The following is a 12,766-nucleotide window of genomic DNA, read 5'->3' on the forward strand; positions in this document are numbered from 1 at the left end:
GTTTGTCATCAGGGGCTGGTCCGCCCTATCCAAACCCAGCCGATCGCATTCGTCCAGCGCGGTGCAGCATGAAAGGACAGTTTAATGGCGGCGGTGCGGCAAGGCGAGGTGCGCGAAAGCGCCGTGACACGGCGATTCTCGACCCTTTTCACGGTCGGCACGCGCGGGCGGGGATTTACCGACATCACCGCCGAGATCGCGGGCTTCCTCAACGGCATAGGGGCGATTGACGGCGAGGTGAGCGTGTTCTGCCGCCACACCTCCGCCTCGCTCACGATCCAGGAGAACGCCGATCCCGATGTGCGGGTGGACCTGCTTACCGCGCTCGACCGCCTGGCGCCCGAACATGCCGGCTGGGTCCATGACCTGGAGGGGCCGGACGACATGCCCGCCCATGTGAAGGCGGTGCTGACGGGACTCCATCTCTCCATACCGGTGATCGCGGGGCGGCTCGCGCTCGGCACCTGGCAGGGCGTTTATCTGGTGGAGCACCGCGTGCGCCCGCACCGGCGCGAATTGGTGGTAGCGTTTGTCGGCGATGCCAACTAAATCTCGATGGTTGATGCCGGCTCGCGGCACCGGTACGACTCGACCCTGGATTGCGGCGCGATAAGGGACGCGTGCCGGCCCGCGAGTAATGAGGACCGCTTGGACGTGGATACGACGACGAGCTTCCGGCTGGTGATTGCCGACGATCATCCGTTGTTTCGAGGTGCGCTGCGCGAGGCGGTCTCGCGCCGGTTTCCCTCGGTGGAACTGTTCGAGGCCGGCGGTCTCGAAGACCTTCAGGCGCTGCTCGAGCGCGAGAGCGACATGGATCTCATCCTGCTCGACCTCACCATGCCGGGCGTGCGGGGCTTTTCCGGGCTGATGTATCTGAGGGCGCAGTATCCCGGCGTGCCGGTGATCGTGGTTTCCGCCAATGAGGACGCCAGCGTCATCCGCCACTGCATGGAATTCGGCGCGTCCGGTTTCATTCCCAAGACGGCGGCGGTGGGTACCATGGGCGAGGCGATCGCCGCGGTGCTGGAGGGGCGTGTCTGGACCCCGCCCGATGTCGACCTCGACGCCGGCGCGGACACCGAGACCAAGGCTTTGGTGGCGCGGCTGGCCACCCTCACCCCCCAGCAGGTGCGGGTGCTGATGATGCTGTCCGAGGGACTGCTGAACAAGCAGATCGCCTATGAGCTCGGCGTTTCCGAAGCGACGGTGAAGGCCCACGTCTCCGCCATCCTGCAGAAGCTGGGCGTGGAGAGCCGCACCCAGGCGGTGATCGCGGCCTCGAAGATCGAGGGCGGTACCTGGTCGCAGTCGGCGGGGTGAGCGTGACGTCTTCCCGTGGGCCATCGTCCAGCGGCTGGGACTAATCGGCACAGGCCTGGATCACCGAACAGGGCGACAGCGGCGATTACGGACGGCGCTTCGTGCTGGATGCGCCGATGCTGGCGCGTATCCGCGGGCGCGGCTTCAGCAGGGCGCTGGATGTCGGCTGCGGCGAGGGACGGTTCTGCCGGCTGATGCAGGCCATGGGACTGGCTACGGTCGGCGTGGATCCCACCGAGGCGCTGCTGGCACGGGCCCGCGCGCTCGATCCGGCCGGCGACTATCGGCTCGGCCGGGCGGAGACGCTGGAGGGCGCGGCGGATGTCGACCTCGTGGTGAGCTATCTCAGCCTGATCGACATTCCCGACCTGCCCACGGCGCTGGAGCGGATGTCGGCCAGCCTGCGCCCCGGTGGCAGCCTGCTGATTGCCAATCTCACCAGCTTCAACACCGCCGGCCAGCCCGACGGCTGGACGCGCAATGAGCAGGGAGAGGCACGATTCTTCATTGATGATTACCTGGAGGAGCGGGCGATCCGGGCAACCTGGCGCGGCATCAGCATCGTCAACTGGCACCGGCCGCTCAGCACCTATATGAGCGCGCTGCTGGATCTCGGCCTGCAGCTGCGCCATTTCTCCGAGCCGGCCCCCACGGGCGGGGATCCCGCGAAGGCGGATCTGTATCGGCGCGTGCCCTATTTCCACATCATGGAATGGCAGAAACCCGCCTGAGGCGGCGTGACGGCCTTACTCCGCCGCCGCCCGCGTGGCCCGCCACTGCGCCAGCAGGGCGCGCAGCGCGGCGGGGCGCACCGGCTTGTTCAACACTTCCATCTCGGTCGCGCGGGCGGTGTCGCGCACGCGCTTGGAGCGGTCGGCGGTGATGAGAACGGCCGGCAGGTGCTGACCCAGCTTCCAGCGCAGCTGCTTGGCGACCTCGATGCCGTCGGCGTCGTCGAGGTGATAGTCGACCAGCAGCACGTCCGGCAGCAGGCGCGATTCGCGCAGCGCGGCCAGCGCGCGGTGCATGTCGTGAGCCTTGATCACCCGGCAGCCCCAGCCGGCCAGCAGCGTTTCCATGCCGTCGAGGATGGCCGGGTCGTTGTCGATGCACAGCACGATGAGATCGTTCAGCGTCGAGGCCGGCACCGAGGCCGGCAGGGTGCGCGGGGCTTCGGCGGGGATCGGCGGTGCCGACGGAACCTCCACCTCGAAGGCACTGCCGCGCCCGTGGGTCGAGACCAGGGTGATCGGGTGCTCCAGCACCCGCGAGATGCGCTCGACAATGGACAGGCCGAGACCAAGGCCGCGCGCGGCCTTGGCGCCCTGGTCGAGGCGCTGGAACTCCTTGAAGATCAGCTTTTGCTTGGCCTGGGGGATGCCGAGCCCGGTGTCGAGCACCTGAATGCGCAGCTTGCCCCTGCGCCGGCGCACCCCGACCAGCACCCGGCCTTCGGGCGTGTACTTGATCGCGTTGGAGACGAGGTTCTGCAGCAGGCGGCGGAGCAGGCGCCGGTCCGAGCGCACCGCCGCCGAACTCGCCACGAAGATCAGGCGCAGGCCCTTGTCCTTGGCCAGCGGGGTGAACTCGATTTCCAGCTGCGAGAAGATGTCGTCGACGCGGAAGGCGCCGATGTCGGGCTTCAGCGCCCCGGCGTCGAGGCGCGAAATGTCGAGCAGCGCCCCGAGTATGTCCTCCACCGCCTCCAGCGAGGCGTCGACATTGCGGGCGAGCCGGCCGTTTTCGCGGTTCTCGCCGGTTTCGGTGCGCTCGACCAGGCTGGTGGCGTAGAGCCGGGCGGCGTTGAGCGGCTGCAGGATGTCGTGCGAAGCGGCGGCGAGGAAGCGGGTCTTGGAGATGTTGGCGTCGTCCGCCTCGGCCTTGGCCTGGGCGAGCTGGGTGTTGAGCTTTTCCAGCGCCGTGGTGCGTTCGCGCACGCGCCGCTCCAGCGTCTCGTTGGCGCGCTCCAGCGCTTCGGCGGCCTCGACCGAGGGAGTGATGTCGGTGAAGGTGACCACCACGCCGCCGTCGGGCATGGTGTTCACGCGCACCTCCATGACCACGCCGCGCGGGGCGAGGCGCTCCTGGAAGGTGACGCTGCGCCGGGCGTAGCGCTCCAGCCGCACCCGCACGATCTCCTCCACCGGGCCCGGGCCGAGCATGCCGCTGGTGGCGTTGAAGCGCACGATCTGGTCGATGCCGACGCCGATGCGCACGATCTCGGAGGGCAGTTCCAGCACCTCGCCGAACTGCCGGTTCCAGCAGATGAGGCGCAGGTCGCGGTCGAACACCGCGATGCCCTGGCGCACATGGTCCAGCGCGGTCTGGAGGATCTCGCGATTGTACTGGATCGCGGCCGAGGCGTCGTCGAGCAGCTTGAGCGCCGCCTTGGTGGAGACGGTGCGCTTGCGCAGCATCAGCGACAGCACCAGCCGCGAGGAGGCGGCGCCGATCGCGGAGGCCAGCAGGTGCTCGGCGTAGCGGATGAGCTGGAAGTCGGCCTCGCGGCCGGGATCCAGCGTGACGCCGCGCATCGCGGACACGCTCTCGAACGAGGCCCGGGTGCGGTCCTCGCCCAGATAGCGGGACACGGTGCCGAGCAGTTCGCCCACCGTGACCGGCGAGCGCCACAGCCGGAAGCTCGGCGCCGAGGGGGCCCGGTCGGCTTCGACGAAGACGCTGGCCTGCAAGCGCTCGATCGGGGTCGGCTGGCGCATCAGCGACACGCCGAGGAAGCACAGCACGTTGACGGTGAGGCTCCACATCACGCCGTGATTGAGCGGGCTGGCATGGACGCCGAGGAGTGCCTGCGGGCGCAGCATGTCGAGGCCGAACGGGCCGTGGAGCAGCAGGTCGTGGCTGAACAGCCCGGCATCGATGAGGCTCGGCAGCAGCAGCGTGTAGGCCCAGAGCACGATGCCGGCGGCGATGCCGGCGATGGCGCCGGGTGCGGTGCCGCGCCGCCACACCAGCCCGAGCAGCAGGGCGGGGCCGAACTGGGCGACCGCCGCGAAGGACAGTAGGCCGATCTGCGCCAGCTGGGCCTCGCCGGCGAAGCGGAAGTAGAGATAGGCCAGCAGCAGGATGGCGAAGATCGCCACCCGGCGCACCATGAGCAGGCGCTCGCCCATGTCGGAGTGCAGCGCGCGCGGGCCGGTGTCGTCGGCCTCGCGGCTGCGCCGGGCGCGCACCATGAGCGGCATGAAGATGTCGTTCGACACCATGACCGCCAGCGCCACCGTCTCGACGATGACCATGGCGGTGGCGGCCGAAAGCCCGCCGACGAAGGCGATGAGCGCCATCCACCGCGCCCCGACCGACAGCGGCAGGGTGAGGACATACATGTCGCCGTCGATGAAGCCGGGCGGAAAGGCCACGAGCCCGGCCACCGCGATCGGCACCACGAACAGGTTGATGAGCACGAGATAGAGCGGAAACAGCCACGCGGCGGTGCGGATTTCCCGTTCCGAGGTGTTCTCGACCACGGCGACGTGGAACTGGCGCGGCAGCAGGAAGATGGCCAGCGCCGAGAGCAGCGTCATCACCGCCCAGTTGCTCACCGAGAAATCCTTGGTGAGCACCGGCAGGACGCCCTTTTCGGCGGCCTTGGCGAACAGGTCCGCGGGACCCGAGAACATGACGAAGGTGACGAACAGGCCGACGGCGAGGAAGCCGACCAGCTTGACGATCGATTCCGTCGCCACCGCCAGCATCAGCCCTTCCTGATGCTCGGTGGCGTCGATGTGCCGGGTGCCGAACAGCACCGCGAACACCGCCATCGCCACCGCGATCATCAGCGCCAGGTCGCCGACCACGGGGTAGTGCAGGCCCAGCCCCTCGAAATCGCCGAGCATGGCCACCAGCGAGGCCGACACCGCCTTGAGCTGCAGGGCGATGTAAGGCAGCGAGCCGAGGATCGCGACCACGGCCACCATCGCCGCCACGCCCTGGCTCTTGCCGTAGCGCGCGGCGACGAAGTCGGCGATGGAGGTGATGTTCTGCGCCTTGGCGAGCCGCACGATGCGCAGCAGAAGCGGCGCGCCGAGCGCGAAGAACAGCACCGGCCCGACATAGATGGTGAGGAAGTTCAGGCCCTGGGTGGTGGCAAGGCCCACCGAGCCGAAGAAGGTCCAGGACGTGCAGTAGACCGCCAGCGAGAGCGAATAGATGTAGGGCCGCCCCTCGCGGCGCGGGCGCGCGGGACGACGGTCGCCGAAGCTGGCGACCGCGAACAGGAAACCGACATAGACCAGGGCGACGGTGATGATGACCCAGGCCTGAAGCATGGGGAGCTCCCGATGGGCGGCCGCGCCTTCAAGGGCAGCCTCGCCCCTTTATGCGCCGGCCCGCGGCCAGGGGGCAAGCGGGGGGCGAGCGGGTGGTCGAGCGGGGGATGCAGGCCGCTCGCAGGTTGTCGTGAGCATGCGCGGGGATGTCGTTTTCGCCGCTTGCCCGTCCGTCACCGCCGCTTCACATTCGGGATGTTGAACGAGTCGCGCGATGCGGCGTCCCGCTTGCGACGTCTCATTTCCGGCCCACGGAGGCAAGGATGAACAAGGTGCTGAAGGAATTCCGCGAATTCGCGGTCAAAGGCAACGTCATGGATCTCGCCATCGGCGTGATCATCGGCGCGGCCTTCGGTCAGATCGTCAATTCGATCGTGACCGATCTCTTCATGCCGGTGGTTGGCGCGGTGCTGGGCGGGCTGGACTTTTCCAACTACTTCATCGGGCTGTCCGCCAATGTCACCGAAAACTCGCTCGCCGCCGCGCGCGAGCAGGGCGCGGTGTTCGCCTACGGCCATTTCCTCACCGTGGTCATCAATTTCCTGATCGTCGCCTGGATCCTGTTCCTGGTGGTGAAGGGCGTTAACCGGCTGCGCCGTCAGGAGGCCGCCGCCCCACCGGCTGTTCCGCCGGCGCCGACCCGGGAGGAGCTTCTGCTCACCGAGATCCGCGATCTCCTCGCCAAGAAGGCCTGAGCCGGGCGGGACGCCACTAAGCATGCCGGCGGTGATCCTGCCGCCGCTCGGCCGCGTAGAAGCGCAGAGCCGCGCCTCCCAGGCAGCCTTGTGGCCCCGGATCCTCGTTGCTCAGGAACGCGCTGGCGACGACAGCGCCGGTGCCGCGTGCGGGCGCACACATGGGAGGCTGGACCGTGAGCCCTATGGATAGATCGCAAGCGACCTGAATGACCATCGAACGTTCCCGCGCCGTCGGCGAGCTCACCCGCCGGACTGCCGGGCTGTGTGCCCGCAGCCTCGCCCCTCGCCCGCGTGCATGCGCTCTCGCAAGGAGGCGATTGTCGGTGTTTGTGGCGCGAAGCGGAGAAAATCGGCTCGCGCGGACGCACCGTGGGTGCCGCGCGGCCTTTGAACTGCGCTCCCTGTCGGCGCGCCTTTCGCGCCGGGAGCGCGAGCGGCCGATCCCGCGCGCCTGCGATCCGAATGATCGCCGCCGTGTCTTGATTTCGCTGCTTCCAGCAGCCATGGAAAGAGCAGCGGCCGTGCGAGTGGCCGTGGGGGGAAGTGAATGTTGCCGCGCTCTCGGGCCTGTTGCCGGACGAGCGGGGCGCGTTCCCTTGCATGTTGTGGAAGGTAATCGCTGCGATGGACAGCCGGTCTGACGCGTGAGGGCGGCATTGCGTCAAGCCGAGTGTCTTCATCATCACCCCACCGGTAGGAATTCTGAGACATGACCACCTTCACCCGCCTCGCCATTCCCGACGTCGTGCTGGTCCAGCCGAAACGTCATGGCGACGAACGCGGCTATTTCTGCGAGACGTACAAGAAGAGCGACTTCGATGCGTTCGGCATCGACACGGTTTTTGTCCAGGACAACGAATCGCTCTCGCGCCATGTCGGGGTGGTGCGCGGCCTGCACTTCCAGACCCCGCCCTTCGCGCAGGCCAAGCTGGTGCGCGCCGCGCGCGGGGCGATCTTCGATGTCGCCGTCGACATCCGCAAGGGCTCGCCGAGCTTCGGTCAATGGGTCGGCGCCACGCTGAGCGCGGCGCGGGGCGAGCAGCTTCTGGTGCCCCACGGCTTCGCCCACGGTTTCTGCACGCTGGAGCCCGACACGCTGGTCGTCTACAAGGTCGACGCCCCCTACGCGCCCGCCAATGATGCGGGCATTCTGTGGGACGATCCGGCCATCGGCATCACATGGCCGGTCGCGGCCGAGGCGGCCATCCTTTCGGCCAAGGATCGCGTCCAGCCACGGCTTCAGGACTATGCAACGCCCTTTGCGCTGTGATAGCGACCGAGGCTGAAGCGAGCAGCCAAGGGATCGAAATGACGCGTCGTGTGCTTGTGACCGGTGGTGCCGGGTTCATCGGGTCGGCGGTGGTGCGCCGCCTGGTGCGCGCCGGGTGGGACGTGCTCAACTTCGACAAGCTTACCTATGCCGGCAATCTCGCCTCGCTGAACGAGATCGACAACAGCCCGAACTACCGTTTCGCCAAGGCCGACATCTGCGACGGGCGCGCCGTGCGCGAGGCGCTGGAGAGCTTCCGGCCCGATCTGGTCATGCATCTGGCCGCCGAGTCCCATGTCGACCGCTCGATCGACGGCCCCGGCGACTTCGTGCAGACCAATGTGATCGGCACCTTCACCCTGCTGCAGGAGGCGCTGCGCTACTGGCAGGGTCTGGATGCGGCGGGCCAGCAGGCCTTCCGCTTCCACCACATCTCCACCGACGAGGTGTTCGGCACGCTCGGCGAGGAAGGGCTGTTCCGCGAGGACACGCCCTACCAGCCGAACTCGCCCTATTCGGCCTCCAAGGCCTCATCCGACCATCTGGTGCGGGCCTGGTTCCACACCTATGGCCTGCCGGTCGTGATGTCGAACTGCTCGAACAATTACGGGCCGTACCACTTCCCCGAGAAGCTGATCCCGCTGACCATCCTCAACGCGCTGGAAGGCAAGCCGCTGCCGATCTATGGCAAGGGCGAGAATGTGCGCGACTGGCTCTATGTCGACGACCACGCGTCGGCACTGGAGCTGATCGCGACTACCGGGCGGCTCGGCGAGAGCTACAATGTCGGCGGCAATAATGAGCGCCGCAACATCGACGTGGTGCGCACCATCTGCACGATCATGGACCGGGTGGTGCCCGATGCGACGATCGGCGCCCGCGAGGGGTTGATCACCTTCGTCACCGACCGGCCGGGCCACGATGCGCGCTACGCCATCGACGCCACCAAGCTGAAGGGCGAACTGGGCTGGGTGCCGGCGCATGACTTCGAGAGCGGCATCGAGGCCACAGTGCGCTGGTATCTCGACAATGCCGCCTGGTGGGAGCCGCTGAAGGCGCGCTATGACCGCGCGCGGATCGGGCTTTCCAAATGAGCGGAATCCTGCTGCTGGGTGCCGGGGGGCAGCTGGGCCGCGAAGTGGTGGCGCTTGCCGAGGAGCGCGCCGTCGCACTGACCGCGCTCGACCGCGCCGGTCTCGACATCGCGGATGCGGCCGCGATCGAGCGGGTCATCGGGCAGGCCCGGCCCGACATCGTCATCAACGCCGCCGCCTACACCGCGGTCGACCGGGCGGAGAGCGAGCCGGAGCTGGCCACGGCCATCAATGCGACGGCGCCGGGCCTCATCGCCCAGGCCTGCGCCCGCCATGGCGCGGCGCTGCTTCATGTCTCGACCGACTATGTGTTCGACGGCACCAAGCCTTCCGCCTATGTCGAGAGCGATGCGATCGCCCCGCTGGGTGTCTACGGCGCCAGCAAGGCGGCGGGCGAAGGCGCGGTGCGCGAGGCGCTGGACATGCATGTGATCCTGCGCACCTCCTGGGTCTATGGGCCCCATGGCGGCAATTTCCTCAAGACCATGCTGCGCCTCGCCGGCGAGCGCGACCGTTTGACCGTGGTGGCCGACCAGCATGGCTGCCCGACCGCGACGCGCGACATCGCCGAGGCACTTTTCACCGCCGCGGACGCGTTCCGCGCCGGCACGGCGGTGCCCGGCACCTACCATTTCGCGGGATCGGGAGCCACCAGCTGGCACGGCTTCGCCACGGAGATCGTGGCGCGGGCAGCCCGCCATACGGGGCGGCTGCCGGAGGTCGCGGCGATCACGACGGCGGAGTATCCGACACCTGCGCGCCGGCCCGCCAATTCCGAGCTGTCGAGCGATCTGTTCGCGGCGCGGTTCGGCTATCGTGCCGCGCCGTGGCGGCAGCGTACCGCCGAGGTGGTCGACCGGCTGCTGGCGGCAACCTAGAAACAGCACCGAGGGGCACATGAAGGGCATCATTCTCGCCGGCGGGTCCGGCACGCGGCTTCATCCGATCACGCTGGTGGTCTCCAAGCAGCTCCTGCCGGTCTACAACAAGCCGATGATCTACTACCCGCTGACCACGCTGATGATGGCGGGGATCCGGGACATACTGATCATCACCACCCCCCATGACAGCGCGCTGTTCAAGCACCTGCTGGGCGACGGGAGCCAGTTCGGCATCACGCTCAGCTATGCGGTGCAGGCCACCCCGCGCGGTCTGGCGGACGCCTTCATCGTCGGCCGCGACTTCATTGGCGACGAGCGCGTGGCGCTGGTGCTGGGCGACAACCTGTTCTTCGGTCACGGCCTTCCCGAACTGCTGGCGGAGGCGGTCGGCCGCGAGAAGGGGGCGACGGTGTTCGGCTATCCCGTGCACGACCCCGAGCGCTACGGGGTCGCGGAGATGGGCCCGGACGGGCGGGTGATCTCGCTGGAGGAGAAGCCGCTCAAGCCGAAGTCGAACCTGGCGGTGACCGGCCTGTATTTCTACGACAACCGTGTGGTCGAGATCGCCGCCAACCTCGCGCCCTCGCCGCGTGGCGAGATCGAGATCACCGACATCAACCGCACCTACATGGAATGGGGCGAGCTCGGCGTCTCGATGATGGGACGCGGCTTTGCCTGGCTCGACACCGGCACGCCGGGTTCGCTGCTGGAGGCGGCGCAGTTCGTGCAGATCCTGGAGACCCGGCAGGGTCTGCGCATCGCCGCGCCCGAAGAGGTCGCCTTCCGCGAGGGCTTCATCGATGCCGCCCAGCTGCGCAAGCTGGGTGAGGCGCAGAAGAAGTCCAATTATGGCTCCTACCTGATCCGGCTCGCCGAAGAAGGTCACTGAGGCGCCGGAGCCATCTGTTTCGAGGCGCTTTCTCACAGCGGCCGGACCGCTCCCTCGACATGGGCCCGCCCGCGGGCGGGGGCGCCGCGTCAGTCGATGGCGTCGGTGCGCGGGGCGCGGCTTCCCTGCGGGGACGGCGCGCGCAGCGCGTATTCATTGTTGCGCAGGAAATTTGGCCCGAGATGGGGGTCGGTGCGCGTGGCGGTGGCCCATTTGGCCGCGAAGGCCGCGCGCTCGGCCGTGCGGCGCGGGCTTGTGCCGGTCCGGCTGTCCTGCCCGCGTGAGGCCGATTCGTGATGGATCATCCGCGCGAAGGGGGTGAACACCACCTCCCAGCCGGCACGGCGGGCGCGCAGGCACAGGTCGATGTCGTTGCATTCCTCGGCGAAGGCCTCGGCATCGAGCGGGCCGATGGCGTCGAGACAGTCGCGGCGGATCAGAAGGCAGGCGCCGGTGACGGCGGACAGGTTCTGCCGCACCACCAGCCGGTCCTGATAGCCGGGCGCGTTGGCCGGGGCGTGGGCGAACCAGTGGCTTCCCGCGCCGCTGCGCAGCGCCACGATGAAGCCGGCATGCTGCACCGAGCGGTCTGGATAGAGCAGCTTGGCGCCGACGATGCCGGTGGGTTCGCGCAGGGCGAGCGCCACCATCTCGTCGAGCCAGCCCGGCTGGACGATTTCCATGTCGTTATTGAGCAGCAGCACCAGCGCGCCCGAGGCGGCGGCGATGCCGGCATTGCACAGCCGTGAGAAATTGAAATCGCCCGCGTCGCGCAGGATCCGCGTCGCGGGCCATTGCGCGCGCGTCTCCTCGAACAGCGCGAAGGTCGCCGCCTCCTGCGAGCCGTTGTCGACGATGATGATCTCGAAGGCACGGTAGGCGGTGACGGCCATGAGGGTGCGCAGCGTGCGGGCCAGCAGCTCCGCCCGGTCGCGGGTGGGAATGACGATCGACACAAGAGGGGCGGTGGTCGGCGGGGCGGGCCTCTCGGTGGAGCCCTCCGGCACGCCGTAGCGCGGGCGCAGATGATGCCGCTCGGGATCGATGTCGACGGGTACGCCGCGCCGTTCGGACAGGGCGGCGGCGGCGAGCCGCGCGGTGGCGGCATCGGGCAGGCCGGGACCGGCGCGCACGGAGGAATAGGCGATGCGGGGCAGATGGCGGATCACGGCGGAGGCGTCGGTTCCGAGATCGTCGACATAGCGCAGCAGCATGTCGTGCACCGCCGCCCCGCCCAAGGCCGGGCGCAGGCCGAGCCGCCGGGCGCGGGCACCGCGCAGCGCCACCAGCGCGCCCATATACGGCATCGCCTCCAGAAGGTGGCGGTTGAAGGCGGGCTTGAACGCGCCGTCGCGCGGCTGCCCGTCGGGATAGAGATATTCCTCGTCGGTGTAGAGCAGCGCGCAGTCGGGGTGCCGGGCGAAGGCGTCGCGGATCAGCGCCACCGCGTCGCGCGTGGGCTGGCCGGCAGCGTCGAGCGGCACCACGAGGTCGGTCTCGCCGGCGGCATCGAGCGCGGCGGCGAGGCCCATGGCGGGGCTCGATGCCGCGTCGGCGTCCGGCATGGCGAGGAGGGTGGTGCGCTCATGGAGCGGGGCGAGGCTGGCCGCTCCCGCGCTGTCGCCTTCGGCAACCGCCACGATCCAGCGGAAGGTCGGATCGGTCTGCGCCGCCAGCGCCTTGGCGCAGGCTTCGAGCGCACGGGGCGTCACGCCGGCCGCCGAGGTGATGAAGGTCACGCGCGGGGCGGCCGCCCCGGCGGGCACCTCGGTGAAGTCGCCCACATGACGGGCACGGAACCGGCGATAGTCCGGCAGGCCCATCAGCGGCCCGGCGGAAGAGGTGTACAGCACCTGCTTGAGATGCCGGCGCAGCAGGCGCGCGGCCCGCTTCGCCGCCTTCAGCCGGGCGAGCGGGGCCCGGCCGAAGCCGCCATGGCGCAGCGCGCGCGCCAGAAGTGCCAGGTGGCCGAGAGGGTAATGGCCGAGCCGGGCGGTGCCGGCGCCGCGCAAGGTGAGCCGTGCCGCCTCGCGAGGAAGCGCGAGGCCGGCGAGCCCGTCGGCATTCGTGGGGATGCGTTCCAGCACATGGCCGGCGCTGTCCTCGACCTCGATCACCAGCGGGGTGCTGGAATCGACATGGAGCACGCAGGCAACCGCGTGCGCCGCGCGCGGCACGGGAGGGGGCAGAAAGCTGACGCCTTCCGGTGAGGTGGCGGGCGTCAGCCAGATCGGGGGGATGGAGCTGAAGTCCATGGCCGGCAAAGGGTCCGCTACTCCACGGGCAGGCTTGAGGAGGGCCCGTAAAGGCTCCGGTCGAGGGTAG

Annotated in this window: 10 protein-coding genes; 8 read left to right on the forward strand and 2 right to left on the reverse strand. The window is 68.8% G+C overall.

Annotation, left to right across the window (positions count from 1 at the left end):
- Nucleotides 1–84 precede the first annotated feature (84 nt).
- The 3 genes from G3A50_RS12685 (at nt 85) to G3A50_RS12695 (ending at nt 2,054) form a co-directional block, all read left to right on the forward strand.
- Nucleotides 85–549: a secondary thiamine-phosphate synthase enzyme YjbQ gene (locus tag G3A50_RS12685; RefSeq protein WP_163075614.1), complete on the forward strand. Its 465-nt coding sequence runs from the start codon at nt 85–87 to the stop codon at nt 547–549.
- A gap of 105 nt (nt 550–654) precedes the next feature.
- Nucleotides 655–1,323 (forward strand): response regulator transcription factor, encoded by a 669-nt coding sequence (locus tag G3A50_RS12690; protein WP_246251647.1) that lies wholly within the window; start codon nt 655–657, stop codon nt 1,321–1,323.
- A 116-nt stretch (nt 1,324–1,439) separates the two neighbouring features.
- Nucleotides 1,440–2,054 carry a class I SAM-dependent methyltransferase gene (locus G3A50_RS12695; protein WP_163075616.1) on the forward strand — a complete coding sequence of 205 codons (615 nt, stop codon included), beginning with the start codon at nt 1,440–1,442 and terminating at the stop codon, nt 2,052–2,054.
- Between the two features lie 15 nt (nt 2,055–2,069).
- Here the strand turns inward: G3A50_RS12695 and G3A50_RS12700 are convergent, their stop codons facing one another.
- Entirely contained in the window at nt 2,070–5,609 is a 3,540-nt protein-coding gene (locus tag G3A50_RS12700; protein ID WP_163075617.1) for a PAS domain-containing hybrid sensor histidine kinase/response regulator, read from the reverse strand.
- Between the two features lie 272 nt (nt 5,610–5,881).
- Between G3A50_RS12700 and mscL the strand changes: the two genes are divergently transcribed.
- From mscL to rfbA, 5 genes are all read left to right on the forward strand, one after another.
- Nucleotides 5,882–6,304, forward strand: coding sequence for a large conductance mechanosensitive channel protein MscL (gene mscL / locus G3A50_RS12705; protein ID WP_210255312.1), 423 nt, complete (start codon nt 5,882–5,884; stop codon nt 6,302–6,304).
- A 712-nt stretch (nt 6,305–7,016) separates the two neighbouring features.
- Nucleotides 7,017–7,577 (forward strand): dTDP-4-dehydrorhamnose 3,5-epimerase, encoded by a 561-nt coding sequence (gene rfbC, locus G3A50_RS12710; protein WP_163075619.1) that lies wholly within the window; start codon nt 7,017–7,019, stop codon nt 7,575–7,577.
- Between the two features lie 38 nt (nt 7,578–7,615).
- The gene (rfbB, locus tag G3A50_RS12715; RefSeq protein WP_163075620.1) at nt 7,616–8,671 is read left to right on the forward strand and encodes a dTDP-glucose 4,6-dehydratase; all 1,056 of its coding nucleotides are present in this window, start codon (nt 7,616–7,618) and stop codon (nt 8,669–8,671) included.
- Nucleotides 8,668–9,549 carry a dTDP-4-dehydrorhamnose reductase gene (gene rfbD, locus G3A50_RS12720; protein ID WP_163075621.1) on the forward strand — a complete coding sequence of 294 codons (882 nt, stop codon included), beginning with the start codon at nt 8,668–8,670 and terminating at the stop codon, nt 9,547–9,549. The genes rfbB and rfbD overlap by 4 nt, the downstream gene beginning before the upstream one ends.
- A 19-nt stretch (nt 9,550–9,568) precedes the next feature.
- Nucleotides 9,569–10,441: a glucose-1-phosphate thymidylyltransferase RfbA gene (gene rfbA / locus G3A50_RS12725; protein ID WP_163075622.1), complete on the forward strand. Its 873-nt coding sequence runs from the start codon at nt 9,569–9,571 to the stop codon at nt 10,439–10,441.
- An 89-nt stretch (nt 10,442–10,530) separates the two neighbouring features.
- Here the strand turns inward: rfbA and G3A50_RS12730 are convergent, their stop codons facing one another.
- Nucleotides 10,531–12,696 carry a glycosyltransferase family 2 protein gene (locus G3A50_RS12730; RefSeq protein WP_163075623.1) on the reverse strand — a complete coding sequence of 722 codons (2,166 nt, stop codon included), beginning with the start codon at nt 12,694–12,696 and terminating at the stop codon, nt 10,531–10,533.
- Nucleotides 12,697–12,766: the final 70 nt, after the last annotated feature.

Source organism: Ancylobacter pratisalsi (assembly GCF_010669125.1).
GTDB lineage: Bacteria > Pseudomonadota > Alphaproteobacteria > Rhizobiales > Xanthobacteraceae > Ancylobacter > Ancylobacter pratisalsi.